Origin of the sequence: Sinorhizobium chiapasense (genome assembly GCF_036488675.1) — a bacterium.
Lineage (GTDB): Bacteria > Pseudomonadota > Alphaproteobacteria > Rhizobiales > Rhizobiaceae > Sinorhizobium > Sinorhizobium chiapasense.
Genome location: NZ_CP133152.1, coordinates 479,317 through 496,136, shown reverse-complemented (window position 1 = coordinate 496,136; position 16,820 = coordinate 479,317). Strand labels below are relative to the sequence as shown.

Sequence of the window (16,820 nt, the reverse complement as noted above, 5' to 3'; positions counted from 1 at the left end):
TCAGGAACGGCCGCTCGGGCGGCGCTGGCGCTCAGTCCCAGTTGAGCACGCGTGGCAGTTTGCCTTTCTTCGCAAGCGTGCCGACTAGCCCGAGCGGAAAGAAGATGAGACCCACCGCCATCACCAGGCCGGTCCCGAGAATATTGACCTCCGAGGCGCCCATCGTGGCGACGAAGAGCTCGTTGAGCGCGACGATCAGGATGGCGCCGACGACCGGCCCGACAATCGTGCCCTTGCCTCCCAGGATGCACATCAGCACGAGGTTTGCCGAAATGAGGATCAAGAGAAAAATATTCGGGCGGAGATAGGTCAGATATTCACCCCAGACCGCGCCCGCCATGCCGACAAAGAACGCCGAGAGGGCGAAAGCCATGACCTTGTAGAAGCGGGTGTCGATGCCGGCGCTTTCCGCCTTGATCTCGTCTTTCGAGATCGCCCTGAGACCAAGGCCGAACTTGGAGTGCTTGATGCGGTAGGTCGCCCAGACGGTGAAGGCCGCGATCGCGATCATCGCGTAGTAATAGGGAAGCTTTGCCCACTGCACGGGCAGGTCGTTGGTCGGCAGCGTCAGGCCGTTGGCACCGCCGACGAACTCCCAGTTGTCGAACAGGATACGGGCGATCATCAGAAGCGCGATGGACGAGATGATGAAACTGGGGCCGCGCACCTTGAGCGTGACCAGACCAACCAGGTAGCCGAGAACAGCCGCGACGAGGCCGGCAAGAGGCGCCGTGATGATTGTCGAGATGCCGTAGCGCGCCAGCAGCATGCCGGCGAAATAGCCTCCGACGCCGAAGAACACGCTGTGGCCCAGCGAGACGTAACCGGCAAAGCCGCCGAGGATGTTCCATCCCGAGGCCATCGCCACGTAGGAGGCGGTGAACAGGACAAGATGGAGCACGTAATTGTAATTACCCACGAATTGCAGAAGCGGCAGGGCCAGAAGGATCGCCAGCAGCGCCAAGGGAAACCAGGTCACTCTCGTCTGATCGGCACGGCGGGCAAGTTTCTCGTTATGCGCACGACGTGCCTCGAGGACGGAATTGGCGCTCGATTGTTGAAGGGTAACGGCCATCATGCCATCTCCGGTTTTTCGCCGAACAGACCCTGGGGACGGATCAGCAGGATGAGGAAAAGGGCGAGGAAGAAGGTCATGGTCGACCAGGTGGCGCCGATCCACGTGCCGACGAAGGCAGCCACGACGGACAGCAACAAAGCAGCGACAACGGTGCCGAGAATGCTGCCCATGCCGCCGAGCACCACGACCGACATCAGCATCGCCACCCATTCCCAATGCTTGGCCGGGAAAAAGCTGAAGACGAAGCTCACCAGCGAGCCGGCGGCTCCTGCCAAGCCGATGCCGATCGCAAAGGCGAGAATGCTGATGAAATTGACATTGACGCCGAGGAGCTCAGCCGCCTCACGGTTCTGGGTGGTGGCGCGGATGGCATAGCCAAGCCGTGAATATTTGAGGAAAAGCGTGAGCGCACCGATGATGGCGAGCGACAAGAGGCCCGCATAGAGCTGTCCCTTCGGGATGAAGAGGTCACCGATGAAGAAGGCATCCGTTGCGTAATCGGGTGACGTGACACGCTGGGTGTTGGTGAACAGGCCGCCGAGCACGCCTTCCGCCATCATTGCGAGTGCGAAGGTCAGAAGCACCGTCATTTCCGAGTATTTGGCGCTCTTCGTCTCCTTCTCGAACATCAGGCGGTAGACCAGGACGCCGATCGCCGCCATTATGGCCGCCGACACCGGCAGCATCACGATCGGATCGATGCCGAGACCCTTGAAGGCCCAGTAGGCGATGTAAGCACCGGCGATAATCAGCGATGGATGCGCGAGATTGACGATGCGCATGACCCCGAAGACGAGCGAGAGGCCGGATCCCATCAGGGCGATGACGCCGCCGAGAGCCAGGCCGAGGATCAATATCTGAAGGATGTCTGCCATATTTCCCTCTTCAGGCGGCCTTCTTGCCGCCAAGGTAGAGTTCCTGGATGCGCGGATCGGCAAGCACGTCGGCAGCCGGGCCCTCAAACAGCGTGCGGCCAAGGTCGAGCACGACGCCCCAATCGGAATTCTTGAGCCCCATCAGGGCGTTCTGCTCGACCAGCAGTACGGTGACGCCTTCGGCCGACATCATCTTCATGATGTCGAACATCTCCTGGATCACCTTCGGTGCCAGCCCGAGCGATGGCTCGTCGAGCATGACGATCGCAGGTTTGATGATCAGCGTGCGAGCCATGGCGAGCGTCTGCTGCTGCCCGCCCGACATGGTGCCGGCATGCTGGTCGGCACGCTCGCGCAGGATCGGAAAGCGCTCCAGAATGCCGTCGATGCGACGATCGAGTTCCTTTTGATTATTGAGGATGAACCCGCCCATGCGCAGGTTCTCGCGCACGGTCATCTTGGGAAAAAGCGCCCGCTCCTGCGGCACGAAGCAGATGCCTTCGCGCAGAATCTGATCCGGCCGCATCCCATTGAGGCGCTTGCCCTTGAAAATCACATCGCCCTTGCGGATGGTCAGCATGCCGCAGATCGACTTCAGCAACGTCGACTTGCCCGCGCCATTCGGCCCGATGATGCAATGGACCTTGCCGGGCTCGACGGTCAGATGCGCACCGTCGAGAATGGCCGGTCCGTCGCCATAGCCGGCGGTGATGTTGGTGACCTGGAGCAGTTCGGTCATCAGGCAGCCTCCTCTTCGAGGACACCGCCGAGATAGGCGTCAAGCACCTGCGGGTCCTTGCGAACCATCTCCGGCGGTCCGTCGCAAATCACGCGGCCTTGCGCCATGACCACGACTTTGTGGGAGAGCCGCATGATCAGGTCCATGTTGTGCTCGACGATCAGGACCGTGAGGCCCCTCTTCTCGTTCAGCGCCCGGATGTGGCCGATGATCTCCTCCATCAGGGTCGGATTGACGCCGCCGGCCGGCTCATCGAGCAGGATGATCTTCGGATCCGACATCAGGAGCGCTGCCAGGTCCATCAGCTTCTTCTGGCCGTAGGAGAGGTTGTGGCCGTCCTCGTAGGCGATGCGGGTGATACCGAGGAAGTCGAGGATGGCCATTGCCTTGTCTTTTTCTTCCGCGCTCATCGCCGGCCGCAACATGCCGCGAATGCCGTCCACGCGAGACTGCACGATGACATTCTCGATGACCGTCATGTCGGAAAGGTTGCGGGAGATCTGGAACGTGCGGCTGAGGCCCTTCGCGGTGATTTTGTGCGGCCGCAATTGATCGATCCGCGCGCCATCGAGCCAGACTTCGCCGGACGTCGGCGTTACCGTGCGGCTGATACAATTGAAGGCTGTCGTCTTGCCGGCGCCGTTCGGCCCGATCAGGGCAGTGATCGAGCCCCTTTCGACGGCGAATGTCGCGCCGTCGACGGCCTTGATACCCCCATAATGCTTGCAAAGGTTCTTCACTTCGAGCATGCGCCCGACCTCCCATTTCCTCGACACGATTTCTTGCGGTCCGGACGCGGGTTCATGCCCGCGTCCCGATGCGCTCAGAAGCCGGCCTTCGGATAGTTGAACGGAACGACGCCTTCGAACTCGCCGGTTGGATAGACAAAGTTCAGCTTGCCGTCCTGCCACTGCGTCATGATGTGCGATTTGTCCTTGGCGAGGCCACGCTCGTCCCATGTGAAGCGGCCGAGAACCGTGCGCACCGGATCGTCGTTGATGCGGGCGTGCAGCCATTCGCCCATCTTGGCGTTGTCGGTGGTGCCGGCGCCGTTGATCGCCTGCTCGATCCCCTGGCAGACGGCAAACGGAATGGCGCTGTCCTCATCCGGCTCGACGCCGTATTCCGCCTCGAACGCCTTGACGAAATCGGCATTGCTGAAGGGCTTGCCGGCAAGCGTGCTTTCGAAAGGCACGTCCTTGTGCCAGGTCGTGTGGATCATCACGCCGTTGGCGGCGTTTTCGCCGACACCCTCGATGAATTCCGTCTGGGCGCCCTGGCTCAGATAGACGAGTTTCGGCGTCGCGCCGACGGTTTTGAGGCTGCGGGTGAGCTGCACCGCCTCCTCGGCTGACGCTGTCAGGCCGATGATCATCTCGGCGCCGGAGCGCTTGATCGAGTTGGCGAGATTCAGCCAGTCGTTGAAGCCTTCTTCCGGCCATTTCTCCTGCATGACGACCTTGATGCCGGCGTCGGCGAGATACCCGGGAGCGAGATCGGCAATCTCCTTGTCGGTTGCCGGATCCTTGACCTTTTCGCCAAGCAGGCCCGCCGCAATCGCATTGGCGAAGAAGTCATCGGCGGAAACGATTGCCGCGGTCTTCGGACCCTGCCCTTGAGGGATGAGATCCTTGATTACGGCAACGACGTCCTTGCCGGTGTATTCCGCCGCGCTGACCTGGAAATAAAAGAGGTTGCGGTATCCCTGCTCGTAGATGCGCAAGGCGCCGCCGGAGGGAACGGCGTGGACCATATTGTATTTGGAAAGAATGCTGCCGACCGGAAAGGTCAGCCGGCTCGAAAACGTGCCGTAAACAGCATCGACCTTGTCGACGTTGATGAACCGCTCGTACTGGTTGATCGCGGTCGCCGGATCGGAGCGATTATCGCTCACCACCAGTTCGACCTGGCGACCGAGAATGCCGCCGGCTTCGTTGATCAGCTTGGTGCAGAGTTCATATCCGCGCTTATGCTTCTCGCCGCTGACCGACAGGCCACCGGTGATCGGCAAGGATGCGCCTATTTTCAGGGTTTGCGCCCGAGCGGCCGTGGCCGCAAGCGCCAGGGCGGTCGTTGCCGCCAGAAACCGTCCGAGAGTTTTTCCAAGTCTCACTGATGCTCCTCCTTCTCCATCGCGAAACTGCCTGCAATCGATTGCACGCGGCGCCAAAAAATAAGGGCGGCAGCCATCCCGCAATTTTCTTGCGAAGACTCCTCTTCCCGCAAGAAACGACCGTGGTCCGCCAACCGAACCGCTTGCGCATGAATGCAACATGAATGCAATCGATTGCATAGAACTGTTAACATGACCTTTGTCAAGCGTCAAGGAAGATTGTGCAATCGATTGCTTCTTTGCCGTCCCGCTGTAGAATGGCGTTCGTGTCGGGGCACGGAAAATGCTGAAAAAGAGAACTACTCTCAAGGATATAGCGCGCGAGACGGGGGTCCACGTCTCCACCGTCTCGCGTGCACTCGATCCGGTCGAGCGCAAGAACATCACGGAAGAGGTCGTCAAGCGCATCCAGGCAGCGGCGGACGCGCTCGGCTATCGGCCAAACAGGATTGCGGCGGGTCTCAGGACCAACCGGACGATGAGCGTCGGCGTCATGATCCCTGATATCACCAACCTCATCTTCCCGCCGATCCTGCGCGGCATAGAGAGCGTACTGGAGCCACTCGGTTACGCCTCGATCATTGTCAACACCGATAGCGACAGAGACCGGGAGATACGGCTCCTGGACGTTCTGCGCGATCGCGGTGTCGATGGCATCATCCATGCCGCCGTGTTGCGAAGCGACCCATCGATCGCCAAGGCGGCCCAGGACGGGCTTCCGGTCGTGACCTTGAACCGCAAGGTGGAATACTCGGACATACCCTATGTCATCAGCGACGAAGACGCGGGCATCTGTCAGATGCTGCGGCATCTCCGCCAGCTCGGACACGAACGGATCGCGCATATCGCCGGCCCCCAGGAGCTTTCGACCGGGCAGTTGCGCCTCGCGGCGTTTCGCAAAGCTGCGGACGATCTTTCCGTCGCCGTCGACGAGGAACTGATCGTCACCGCCACCCGTTTCGACGAACAGGAGGGTGGCCGATGCCTGGCGGCCCTGCTCTCTTCAGGGAAACCGTTCACGGCGGTGCTTTGCGCCAATGACCGACTGGCGCTCGGCGCAATCGAGGCACTGCGCGAACGCGGCATCGACTGCCCTCGCCAGGTTTCCGTCACCGGCTTCAACGACATGCCGCTTCTCGAACTCATCCGACCGAAGCTGACGACCGTCAGGATCCAGCAGCACGGCGCCGGACGGGCGGCGGCGAATATTCTGTTGCGGCTGATGAATGCCGAGACGCCCGGCGTCGACATCGAAACCGTACTACCCGTCGAACTCGTCGTGCGCGAGAGCACGGCGCCGGTCTTTGACGCCAGGAACCGGCGCGGGATGGCCGGCTCGAATTGATTCCGTTTCGCTCCGACTTCGGTCGGCCGCGGGGCCGCATGCACGCGTGGGACAAGTCGGCGTCTGGTTACCAGCCCCAAAAGAACAGGAACCAGCCCGTGTTTGTGATCGCGACGGCGAGCCCGACGCTCGCGAGCGCCAACACGCGGCGCCCGCAAGGCTTGCAATAAAGCCCTGTAACGTGCCAGCAGAGCACGCCGGACCAGCCGCTTGCAAGGAAGAGCATTGCCGCCCGCGCTTCAGCGACCCACGGCAGATCGATCCCATCCATCCGAAGCTGCGTGACTGACAGCGCAGACAGTCCGAGGAAGACGCCAGCGGCCGCGAGCGGGATCAGCGTTTGCGCCAGATGATGAAACCGCGCAGGGTTCCAGCGACCAAGGCAGAGCGTGGCAAGCGCAAGCAGCAGCGTGATTGCGAGCCCGACGGCGAGCGCCGTCGTGAGCACGTAGAGAATCAGGATGGTCCCATCGAGCAGAGACAATACGTCATTTCTCTCCGGATAGTTCGTCAGTACCCACCAGGGCGGCGAGATCTCCAGCGGCCACAGCACGCCGCGCTCGACAAGCCATTCGGCAACCCGTTGTTTTGCCGCGTTGAACCAGGGGCTCACGCTCCAATGGAAGGCGCCGAGAGCAACGCCCATCAGCCCGAAGACGATCAGCACCGTTTCCCACGGGTTCGGATGTTCCCCCGCCACATGTACTATCTCATTAAGGGGCGACCGGCGCGCGAGCCGGATCGCTCCGCGGAATCCGCTGCACCGGCCGCACATATGGCAGTCGCTTGCGCCCCGCATGGTCTTCAACGGCACCAGCGGCGCACAGTTGACCGGGCCCGGTTTCAGCCCTGCGCGCTGTGTCTCCCGCCAGACCTCCGGATCGACGCGGAAATGGAGCGGCGCGAGCTTGGCGAACAGGCCGAAGACCCCGCCGACCGGGCAGAGATAGCGGCACCACACGCGCTTTTCCTTGCCGTAGAGATAACCCACCGCGGCGGCGGCCAGCGTCGAACCGCCGAGCACCAGCAGCGCCGGTTTCGGATACTGATAGACGCTGACCATCTGGCCGTAGAGCGTCGTGCTGGCAAAGGCGAGGGTCGGCCATCCGTTCCATTTGACCCATCGCGGTATGCCGCCTCCCCGTCCGTGCCGACTGCTGAATTCGGAAATTGCCCCCTCGGGACAAAGAAGCCCGCACCACACGCGTCCGACAAGCACCGTCGCAAACAGCACCATTGGCCACCATATGCCCCAGAACGCAAACTGCGCGAAGCGGGTCAAATCGTCCCATATATGCGCGGCGTTGCCGGGCATCGGCAAAAACACCGGCACGACGAGCAGCACCGCATAGACAGCGACGACACTCCACTGGATCCAGCGGATTTGCCGTTGATGTTGCGCCAGCCAGTCACCGATCCGCTGCCAGACATCGCTCTGTGGCCGCGACAAGAAGACAGTCGTGGTCATGCGACGTGCCGCCGCCTCGCCCGGTTCGTCCGCGTTTCTCCGAGCAGCACCGCAGGCCCGGCGCGAGACAAGAAAGTTTGGAGAAGAGGCGCCATGTTGTTCCGGACATTGCTATTACGGAAACAAAGAGGCCGCGCGGCGATGCTATTCGCGCGGCCTCCCCGGCAGTTGGGCGCGGAGCCTATCGTCACGATCGGCCGCCCCGCTCACGCCGTGGGACGACAGGCTCTAGTAGCCACCCTTTTTCCCCACGCCGGCGTAAGTGAATTCATATTCGACGGAAAATGCCTCCGGCCAGGGCGCGACCCCTGTTTCCTTGTCGACGTGGCGGCCGAAATGGGCAGTCTCTTCCTGCGGTTCCGAGTGGATGGTCAGCTCGAGCCTGTATTTGCCCGGCCCCATCAGCTTGACGTTGTCGCCGTAGTGAGGACCGTCGCTCGCCACCATGGACATGAAGGATCCAGCCGTCTCCTCGCCGGTGTCAGCCTTGGTCAAGCGATATTCCACGTGGAGGTTGGGCACCCAGTCCCCTTCCGCAAAGCCGTTCTTGTTATCGGCCGCGGCGTGGACGTCCGCCTCCAGATGGATATGGGCTTCAGCCGCCGGCAGCATCATGCCGGGAGGGTCCATCTCGATCGGCTGCAGGTAGACGGCAGCGATCTCCATGCCGTGGCGCAACTGCGGATCGCCGATCCGATATTCTGCCGCCGACGCCAACGAGACTCCCGTGACGAGGAGGCCAGCCGATGCAATCGGGAGCAATTTGAGGCAATTCATGCGCGATTTCCTTCCGGGGAACGAGCCAGCTGGCTCTTATTTATGAGTTGTTTTCTCACCTTTTATGCGCGCGATATTTGAAGATCATTGCGCTGGAGCAAACAACTCACGTGCCGGTTTTCAGGCGACCGCTTTCTCGACGTTTTCGTCGCGTCTCGCTCACATGGACAAATCCGACGTCTGCAAAGATCGGATTCAGTCTTTTTTGGTAATTTTCCGTTAGCAATTCCCGTCAGTGGGTTCGACGGCTGTTCCGCTGTCACCGAAAGTCTTGCGTACGGGTTCCTATGCGTCTCTCAACTGTGCCAGTGGTCCTCCTTGCCGGCCTCGTTTTGTCGGGCTGCGGATTCAGTTCCAATCGGGATAGGGTTGCGGCTCAGCAACCGTCACGGGAAACGACGAGCTCCGTTGCACGGCCGCTTGCGCCCATGCCCGCCGCGAATGTCGGCACGGCCGCTTCGCAAACTGCGCCGCCGCAGGAAATGCTGGCCTGGGTGGGGCCGGCTCCAGAGCCGCAGGCCTTCGTGCCCGTAGCCAGAACAACCGGCATGCCCGTGCCTTCGGAAAGACCGATCGCTCTCATCACTCCGGAAAATTCCGCGATCGAGGAGGCGCCAACGCGGGGACAGGTCTACAGCCATCGCTTCCGCGACGCCAAGCCGATCAATTTCGGCTCGCGGTCTCCGAGGAAACTTGCCGTGCACGGCGTCGACGTTTCACGCTGGCAGGGCGACATCAACTGGGCGAAGTTGCGGACGCAGGGCGCGAACTTCGCCTATATCAAGGCAACCGACGGCGGCGATCATCTCGATCCGATGTTCAAGAAGAACTGGCGCCGGGCCAAGGAAGCCGGGCTGAAACGCGGCGCCTATCACTTCTTCTACTGGTGCCGGACGGCCGGCGAACAGGCCGACTGGTTCATCCGCAACGTGCCGAGGGAAGCCGGCGCCCTGCCCCCGGTCATCGACGTCGAGTGGAACGGCGAGTCGAGCTGCAAGAGGCGCCCCTCGCGCGAACGGGTCCTGGAAAAGATGCAGGTCTTCATGGACAAGCTGGAAAGGTACTACGGCCAGCGCCCGATCATCTACACCGCGCCGGACTTCTATCGCGACAATCTGAAGGGCGCCTTCCCGAACCATCCATTCTGGTTGCGCTCGGTGGCCGCTCACCCGTCCAAGGTCTATCCGGGACGGAAATGGCTCTTCTGGCAATATTCCGGCTCCGGCCTTTCGCACGGCGTCGACGGCAGGATTGACCTCAACGTGTTCCACGGTAGCGAGAACGACTGGCATCGCTGGGTGGCTGCAGGGTCCAGCATGGCGAGCCGCGACTAGCCTGTCCGATCAGAAACAGGACCTCCTCCTTAGTCGTGCCCCCGCAAAATCCGACGGAAAAACAGCATCTCCGGCGTCGCCATAAAAGCTGTTGGGGCCGACGGCCTGCGGGCATTTCTCCCGGGTCGTAGGGCAGGTTGATACGGATCAAGGATAGAAAGAACGCCTCGGCTTAACTTTTTTTCGAAACGCAGTGCGTTTCGACGTAGACTGATGGCTCGATGAAAGTCCCTTCTACGCTCTTTCGGCAAAGCGGCGGACCGTTCGGGGCCTGCTTGCCGACCGGACGAATGACGAGCCCTAGAACGAGGAGTCGTGTCGATGCCCAGCATGATCGCAACCCCCACGCCCCCCTTACCGACGCAAAGCTGGCCGGTGATGGCCGATGGTGCGAAATACCTTCTCTCTATGGGGCGCTTCCAGGCAGAGGCCGTGAGGATGACGCTGCGTTATCAGGTCGAAATGCTGAATTTCCTGAAGAGCCGACGCGAGCAGGACCTGAAGCTACTCGAGGACTTGCTCTCGCCGGACCACTTGAACGAAACCTTCGACCTCTATTGCAGCTTCTGGCAGAACGCAGTTCTCGACTATTCCGACGAGGCTGCGCGCATTGCGGAGATCGGCTCGGACATGGCAGCCGAGACGGCAAAACAGGTTCGCGAGGACAAGGAATTGCTAACCAAGGACATGGCCGGGCAATTGGTCATGTGAGTGCGGCCTCGGGCCGTAACCGCAACCAGGCGCCGGAACTTTAAGGCTGCTGGCAGAAATTCCGCGGCAAGAGCATCGGATTGCCGCGCACAAGTTGCATAGTCACGGCCCGCCCTCTCCTTTCGGTATGAGAAAATAGCCCCTGGCGAAACGAGCCTCGAACAAACGATGCTCGCGCCAACCGTGATCGGAGATGTTACAGATGTAACAAGCGTCAGAGCGTCTATGCGGTATGATGAAAGCTACCGTTGAAGAATACTGACAATACTTGGGTGACTGCCGAGCGGGTCTTGGACCAGGACTTGGGCGATTTATTTGGTCACACGACGGTCAAAGACACGTCGTTAGTAGCTTATAAAGTTCGGTTAGCGCTCGGGGAGCTGAACAGGCTCCGCGTGACTCTTGATGTAAGTCGGCGCACGTTTCGGCCGAAATGCATTTTGTTCCCGCGCCTAATCGCTGATTTTTCGATGCTTAAACCCTGACTATCGAACACGCATGGAAGTCCATGGCGCGGGAGAGAACTCGCGACCACTTGGAACAAGGCGAAACAACACTTTGGGGTGGTCATCATGCGAAAAGTTCACTTAGCGGCAACGATCGTATTACTTTCGCCTCTCGATGCCCTCGCGGCATCGGGCGACTATTCATGCAGCAACGGAGAGTTCGAAATCCACTGCAACTCCGACAAATGCGAGAGTTCGGAGGACTTCACGCCTGCTGGCGGTGTGGTCAATACCAGCACCAAAGATATGTCGGTATGTGCATATAGCGGGTGCTGGGAAGGGAAAGCCGACAGCATCATTTCTTCCCAGGGCCATATCATCGCCTACTCGGACCGGCTCCGAGGCAACAACCCCGGTCTTCAACCAACCTCCGCCGCCATTGTCATTAACCGCGAGACATTGGGCGCAACGCTCAACGCATTCGGATTCCAATCACCGATGTCCTGTTCTCTCAAGTGAGCCTTGAACATAGGAGGCACGAATGCCATTCGATCGCACATTCTTCTTCAATCAGGTTCGGCCAATGTTCGGAGGCCGGCTGACTCAAGGTCAAGTGGACGGGATGTCGGCCATACTCGACGAGTGGGAGCAGAGACTGCCCGACGGCGACCCGCGCTGGCTGGCCTATATGCTTGCCACGACATTCCACGAAACGGCCCGACAGATGACGCCGGTAAAGGAGGCATATTGGCTCTCCGAAGCCTGGCGACGGCGCAACCTTCGTTACTATCCCTACTACGGGCGTGGATATGTCCAGTTAACCTGGCGGGATAACTATCGCAGCGCCGGAGAGCATGTCGGCGACAATCTGGTCGGCAACCCCGATCTGGCTCTGCGGCCGGACTATGCAGCTGCCATCATGTTTATTGGCATGGGGGAAGGTTGGTTTCGAGGCGACAGCCGCGGTCGGCATAGCTTGGCGCGATACTTCAAGCACAACGTAAACGACCCTGTTGGAGCGCGCGCCATCATCAACGGGTACGAACCGGGGATTGCGGAAGCGATCGCGCGGTATCACGGAAGGTTTCTTGGAGCCCTCAGGCTCGTTGTGCCCGTCAGAGGCGGGCTGGAGGCTGCCTTAGCGCCAGAACTTGTGCCAGGGATCGGCGCGCGTTCGGCGTTCCCGATCGCCGCAGCCCATTATGACGGCGACTCGGAATTCACGGAGACACCCAGGGCTCCGTTGCTCCCTGTCGGGACGATGGACAATGACGCGGCACAGCCGGATCCGATATTGCAGATGACCGCCGAGATCGTGACCGGGTTCGTGAGCAACAACAAGCTCGATCCCTCCAAGATATCTGAACTGATTGCGGACGTTTACTTTGCCCTTTCGAACTCCGACGACCTGTCTCGCCGCCGGCAGCTTGCTGACCCAGACGCCGAGTACCTCGAAGGCAGTGAGGAAGCGGAACCCCGCGCCGCATAGTTCATGAGGGTGACGCCCGGCATTCCACGCCGGGCGTCACCCGATCAGAAATCTATTCATGGCGTTTTGGGCGCTTATTACCATGCAGGTCTTTTCTCGCAAGCGGCAGGAGATGGTGCGCAATGTTCCGCGCGATCCGACAGATTTGCGCGATCAGATCTACACGCCGAACCTTCGCCCGCTCCTTCCGGCACTGTCGCCGGCAGAACTCGTCCTTGATGCACTGAAAAGCGCCGAACCTCTATACTGGCTGCCGCGAAACCAGGGCGCGGAGGGCACGTGCAGCGCCCAGGCGCTCGCCAGTCTCATCGATCTCCAGAGAGTGCTCAATTGCCAGGATGCGGCTGCCAACATGCCTGTTAGCGCGCGCATGCTTTACGAGATGGCTCGACTGCGCGAAGCAGCTGACGGCAATGAGGGTCTTTCTCTTCGGGAGGTCATCAAGGGCTTTTACCACCATGGCGTTTGCTCCGACGATCTCTGGAAGTACGAACCAGGCAATTCCTGCGGGACGCTGAACGTAAGGCGTGCCAAGGCGGCACGCGAAGTGTCGTTGGGCGCCTATTATCGCCTGCGGCCGAGCCTCAACGACTATCACGCAGCGCTGAACGAAGTTGGCCCCGTCCTTGTTTCCGCCGCGACGCACGGCGGCTGGAATATCGAAGCGGTGCGCGCGAATGAGGGCAAGATCATACAGTCGACCGGAGACGGGGGCGGCCATGCCTTTGTCGTCGTCGGCTACGATAGCACCGGTTTTCTAGTGCTGAATTCGTGGGGGACGGAGTGGGGCGGCTATCTTGGCTGCAACGGATTGGGCCACTGGTCCTACCAGGGCTGGGCCGACAACATCTTCGATGGCTGGGTACTTCGGCTAGGCGTTTCCACCCCCGGCGCCTTCGACCTCTCAATCGGAGAACAGGGCATCTTTTTTACTCGCAAGCCTGCCCGCGTTGCCGGTGTGCTGGGTTACGAGGTGCTCGGCCACCTCATCCACCTTGACGATGGGGAAGAAGTCAAAAGGGCGCCTTATCCGTACACCGCCAAGACATTCGACGAGACCGTCAGGTTCCTCAGTCGGGATAGCCAGGACGATGAACCCGTCGCGCCGGTCTGGGAGCCGGAGAACGGCCCGGCAAATCGTGGCTACCGCGGAATTCTCCTGCGGTTCGGCGGCAGTCTGCTAGGGCTCGGCCCGACCGCCCAGCAGATCGCGCGAGAAAAGAATGCGATAAAACAGCACGGCCTCTACCCGCTGACGATCGCCTGGTGCAACGACTTCGTCGACCAGACCACAGCCGTCCTCTCCGGTCTTTTCACGGAAGCCACAAAGCAGATCGACGTCCGCAGCGATCGGCTGGACCACCTGATCGAGGACCTTGCACATGGGATCGGCCGGTCGTTCTGGCGGGACGTCGAGTCGGCCAGCAGGAAGTCGGCGGCAAGGAACGGTCCGGTCGATCATGTTCTGGCGTGCCTGTTGTCGCTGGATCAATATTCCCTGCACATTATTTGCGACGGTGCCGGCGTCCTTCTCTTTCGCGACCTCATCGAGAGATGGAGACGTGATCGCGTCGCGTCGTTCCGTCTGCTCGCCAGGCGTCTCGCCAGCCTCGACTTCATTACGCCGACCATTGGCGCAAAGGACTTTGCTGACGGTTTCACGCAGCTGATATCGGCGCTGTTGTCCACAGACCAAACCAGTGCGCGAGCTGTCGCACTCCACGTCCCTGATTCCGCTACGGATGGAAGGCTGACAGTCGGCATGTACTCCAAATCCGTACTCGATCTCATAGAGAAAGCCTTCTCCGATCGCTCGAGCGGCCCGCCGACGGTCTTCATTGGCAAGTCGCTTCGCAATACGCGGATCGTCGAGATCTGGAAAGATCACCCCGCCTTCTCGAAGATCCAGATCAACGAAATCTCGATCCCGCCCCGTCTCGGAGAATTGCTCCAGCAAGAAGATCTTCAGCTGAAGACCGACCTGCTCGCCCAGATACTCAACCGCATCGCGCCCGTGTCGGATGCTCCCGACCGGCAAAGAGGGAGGACGCGTTATGACATCAAGCAGCAAAATATCTTTGGAGGAACTGAACAGGAAGCTTGCTGATCCCAGCTTGAGCGAGCAGGAGCTTCAGAAATACTTCCTCGTGGATGACGAGAAGTCGGGGCCCTTTAACCCGGTGCTCGAGATCAATCGCGAGCTGGTCACCGTGCCCGCGACGCCGGAAGGACGGGCCCGCAGCGCCGCACTTCTAAACAGCGCGAACTTCATCTCGCGCCTTCGCCGCCAGGCCGCCTTCCACAATCGCATCGGCAGCGGAGACTACCAGGGGCCGATCATCGTCTCCGAGGGCGACAGCTGGTTTCAGTATCCCTTCCGTCTGATGGACGTAATCGACCAATTGACGAAGCGCTATGCAATCTTCAGCCTGGACGCCGCTGGCGACACGCTGTCGAACATGCTGAGACAAGCCGAATACATGGACGCGATCGAAAACACGGGAGCATCCATCTTCCTGTTCAGCGGCGGCGGCAATGATGTCGTGGCGGGCGGCAACCTCGCCGCGCATCTCTTCGATTTCGATGCGGCCTTGCCGCCAGAGGGACATCTCAGGCCCTCGTTCGAGACCATGCTGGACGATGCAATCGGCATGTACGGCAAGCTCGTTCGGCAGGTCGCCAAGGCATTTCCGAAAGTGCAGATCCTTTGCCACGGTTACGACTACACGATCCCGGCAAAAGGAACATGGCTTGGCAAGCCGATGGAATCGCGAGGTATCAAGGACCCGGATTTCCAGCGAGCGATTGCACGCGTCATGATCGATCGCTTCAATGAACGCCTGGCGCTGCTGCAAAGCTCATCGGCGCGGCTGAACTACATCAATTGCCGCAACACGGTGAACGCAACAGAGTGGTTCGACGAGTTGCATCCGACGGACAACGGCTATGCCAAGGTGGCACAAAAATTCTCGGCTCTGATCGAACAGTTCGCCTCGAAGGCGCGCGAGGTCGAGCACAAAGCAAGCAAGGCGCGCGCCGGGAGAGCCAAGGCACCATCCGCCGCAACAGCGGCCCTCGAAACGCCTTCCCGCCCGGCGGCCACGAGTTCGCGGGCAACCGACGGGCCGTCCGGAATGTCGCTCCACATTGGCCTGAATATGGTCAGCGCCACTCACTATGCGGGCTGGGAAGGACCGCTGCGCGCATGCGAATTCGACGCGAGCGACATGCAGGAAATCGCCGACGGTCTCGGATACGAGACCAAGTCGCTCCTCACCAAGGAGGCGACGCGGCAAAACGTCATCAGCGAGGTCAAGAAAGCCGCAAGGGATCTCAAGGAGGGCGATATCTTCTTCATCAGCTATTCGGGTCACGGCGGGCAGCTCCCGGATTTCAACAACGATGAAGACGATTCCACCGACGAAACCTGGTGCCTCTATGACGGCCAGCTTGTCGATGACGAGCTCTATGGCCTCTGGTCCAAATTCAGTGCGGGCGTCCGCGTGCTGGTCGTTTCGGACAGTTGTCATAGCGGCACCGTGGTGCGCGCCACCGTCGCCGACGGACATGCATTGGCGAACGGTCACGCGGTAGCCGCGGGAATACCACGCGCTATGCCCATCGATGTCGCCACGCGGACGTTCCGCCAGAACCGCGACTTCTATGCACGGCTGGGCGCGTCCATGTCACTTGGCGAAGGACGCAATCTGACCCGCGAGATCACGTCTCCAATCTCGTGCAGCGTCCGCCTGATTTCCGGATGTCAGGACAATCAGGTCTCGCTTGACGGGATCGGCAATGGCGCCTTTACCGCTGCGTTGATCTCCACCTGGAACCATGGCCGCTTCAATCGCGACTATGCCGCCTTCCACCGGGCCATCATGATGAAATTGCCACCCGATCAAACCCCCAACCACTGGCAGGTCGGACCGAGGAACCCGATTTACGATGCGCAGACGCCCTTTGCGATCTGATCATCTCCGAGCAGGTCGCTGAAAGGATGCAGGGGTGCCCAGTCGGCTCCCGACGAGGGAGCCGCCTCTGCCCATAATGTCAGTGGAAGGGGCCGCCATCGGCTCGCCGATGCAGTTCGCCGCTTCGCAAGCTCGCATCACGAAAACGATACTTGGATTGATGACAGCCGAAGAAGCCATAGTGTAACAAATGTAACAGGTGCGGCGATCAACGCGCGCTATCATGTAATATCTACAGGCCGCCTCCGCATCAGAAGACGATTATTCTTTCCCAGGGTGGCTTTGTATCGAAACTCAACCATCTCACGCCTGAAATGTGCCGCGAGATCCTGTTCGTGGAGCTGGCCATGCGAAAGAAATTCCTTCTGAGCCTGCTTTTGACGGCCGCCATAGCATGCGGGCTGGTTCCTGCTGCATCGTGGGACGCGAACGCACAATGTAACCCGCAAATCAATCGATGCTGAGGAGTGC

Annotated in this window: 14 protein-coding genes; 7 read left to right on the top strand and 7 right to left on the bottom strand. The window is 60.4% G+C overall.

Going from position 1 to position 16,820, the window contains the following annotated elements; all coding sequences use genetic code 11:
• Nucleotides 1–31: 31 nt before the first annotated feature.
• The 5 genes from RB548_RS27005 to RB548_RS26985 all read right to left on the bottom strand — a co-directional run bounded on the left by RB548_RS27005 (nucleotide 32) and on the right by RB548_RS26985 (nucleotide 4,805).
• Nucleotides 32–1,075, bottom strand: coding sequence for a branched-chain amino acid ABC transporter permease (locus RB548_RS27005; RefSeq protein WP_331376822.1), 1,044 nt, complete (start codon nucleotides 1,073–1,075; stop codon nucleotides 32–34).
• Nucleotides 1,075–1,953 carry a branched-chain amino acid ABC transporter permease gene (locus tag RB548_RS27000; RefSeq protein WP_331376821.1) on the bottom strand — a complete coding sequence of 293 codons (879 nt, stop codon included), beginning with the start codon at nucleotides 1,951–1,953 and terminating at the stop codon, nucleotides 1,075–1,077. Before RB548_RS27000 ends, RB548_RS27005 begins: the two co-directional genes overlap by 1 nt.
• Nucleotides 1,954–1,963: 10 nt before the next feature.
• A complete protein-coding gene (locus RB548_RS26995) occupies nucleotides 1,964–2,692 on the bottom strand; it encodes an ABC transporter ATP-binding protein (protein ID WP_331376820.1) in 729 nt (242 codons plus the stop codon).
• Nucleotides 2,692–3,441: an ABC transporter ATP-binding protein gene (locus RB548_RS26990; protein WP_331376819.1), complete on the bottom strand. Its 750-nt coding sequence runs from the start codon at nucleotides 3,439–3,441 to the stop codon at nucleotides 2,692–2,694. The genes RB548_RS26995 and RB548_RS26990 overlap by 1 nt, the downstream gene beginning before the upstream one ends.
• Nucleotides 3,442–3,515: 74 nt before the next feature.
• Nucleotides 3,516–4,805: an amino acid ABC transporter substrate-binding protein gene (locus RB548_RS26985; protein WP_331376818.1), complete on the bottom strand. Its 1,290-nt coding sequence runs from the start codon at nucleotides 4,803–4,805 to the stop codon at nucleotides 3,516–3,518.
• Nucleotides 4,806–5,088: 283 nt separating this feature from the next.
• On the opposite strand from RB548_RS26985, the gene RB548_RS26980 reads away from it, so the two are divergent.
• Nucleotides 5,089–6,150 carry a LacI family DNA-binding transcriptional regulator gene (locus RB548_RS26980; protein WP_331376817.1) on the top strand — a complete coding sequence of 354 codons (1,062 nt, stop codon included), beginning with the start codon at nucleotides 5,089–5,091 and terminating at the stop codon, nucleotides 6,148–6,150.
• 67 nt (nucleotides 6,151–6,217) lie between these two features.
• Here RB548_RS26980 and RB548_RS26975 read toward each other — a convergent pair whose 3' ends face one another.
• Nucleotides 6,218–7,618 (bottom strand): 4Fe-4S binding protein, encoded by a 1,401-nt coding sequence (locus RB548_RS26975; RefSeq protein WP_331376816.1) that lies wholly within the window; start codon nucleotides 7,616–7,618, stop codon nucleotides 6,218–6,220.
• A gap of 228 nt (nucleotides 7,619–7,846) precedes the next feature.
• The gene (locus tag RB548_RS26970; RefSeq protein WP_331376815.1) at nucleotides 7,847–8,395 is read right to left on the bottom strand and encodes an iron transporter; all 549 of its coding nucleotides are present in this window, start codon (nucleotides 8,393–8,395) and stop codon (nucleotides 7,847–7,849) included.
• 287 nt (nucleotides 8,396–8,682) lie between these two features.
• Here RB548_RS26970 and RB548_RS26965 point away from each other — a divergent pair, with 287 nt between their 5' ends.
• The 6 genes from RB548_RS26965 to RB548_RS26940 all read left to right on the top strand — a co-directional run bounded on the left by RB548_RS26965 (nucleotide 8,683) and on the right by RB548_RS26940 (nucleotide 16,349).
• On the top strand, nucleotides 8,683–9,729 hold the full coding sequence (locus RB548_RS26965; RefSeq protein WP_331376814.1) for a glycoside hydrolase family 25 protein: 1,047 nt from the start codon (nucleotides 8,683–8,685) through the stop codon (nucleotides 9,727–9,729).
• A gap of 321 nt (nucleotides 9,730–10,050) precedes the next feature.
• Nucleotides 10,051–10,440 carry a hypothetical protein gene (locus RB548_RS26960; protein WP_331376813.1) on the top strand — a complete coding sequence of 130 codons (390 nt, stop codon included), beginning with the start codon at nucleotides 10,051–10,053 and terminating at the stop codon, nucleotides 10,438–10,440.
• Between the two features lie 572 nt (nucleotides 10,441–11,012).
• Entirely contained in the window at nucleotides 11,013–11,405 is a 393-nt protein-coding gene (locus RB548_RS26955) for a hypothetical protein (RefSeq protein ID WP_331376812.1), read from the top strand.
• A 22-nt stretch (nucleotides 11,406–11,427) separates the two neighbouring features.
• Nucleotides 11,428–12,375 carry a glycoside hydrolase family 19 protein gene (locus RB548_RS26950; protein WP_331376811.1) on the top strand — a complete coding sequence of 316 codons (948 nt, stop codon included), beginning with the start codon at nucleotides 11,428–11,430 and terminating at the stop codon, nucleotides 12,373–12,375.
• Nucleotides 12,376–12,433: 58 nt separating this feature from the next.
• Nucleotides 12,434–14,482, top strand: coding sequence for a C1 family peptidase (locus tag RB548_RS26945; RefSeq protein ID WP_331376810.1), 2,049 nt, complete (start codon nucleotides 12,434–12,436; stop codon nucleotides 14,480–14,482).
• Nucleotides 14,430–16,349 (top strand): caspase family protein, encoded by a 1,920-nt coding sequence (locus RB548_RS26940; RefSeq protein WP_331376809.1) that lies wholly within the window; start codon nucleotides 14,430–14,432, stop codon nucleotides 16,347–16,349. Before RB548_RS26945 ends, RB548_RS26940 begins: the two co-directional genes overlap by 53 nt.
• Nucleotides 16,350–16,820: the final 471 nt, after the last annotated feature.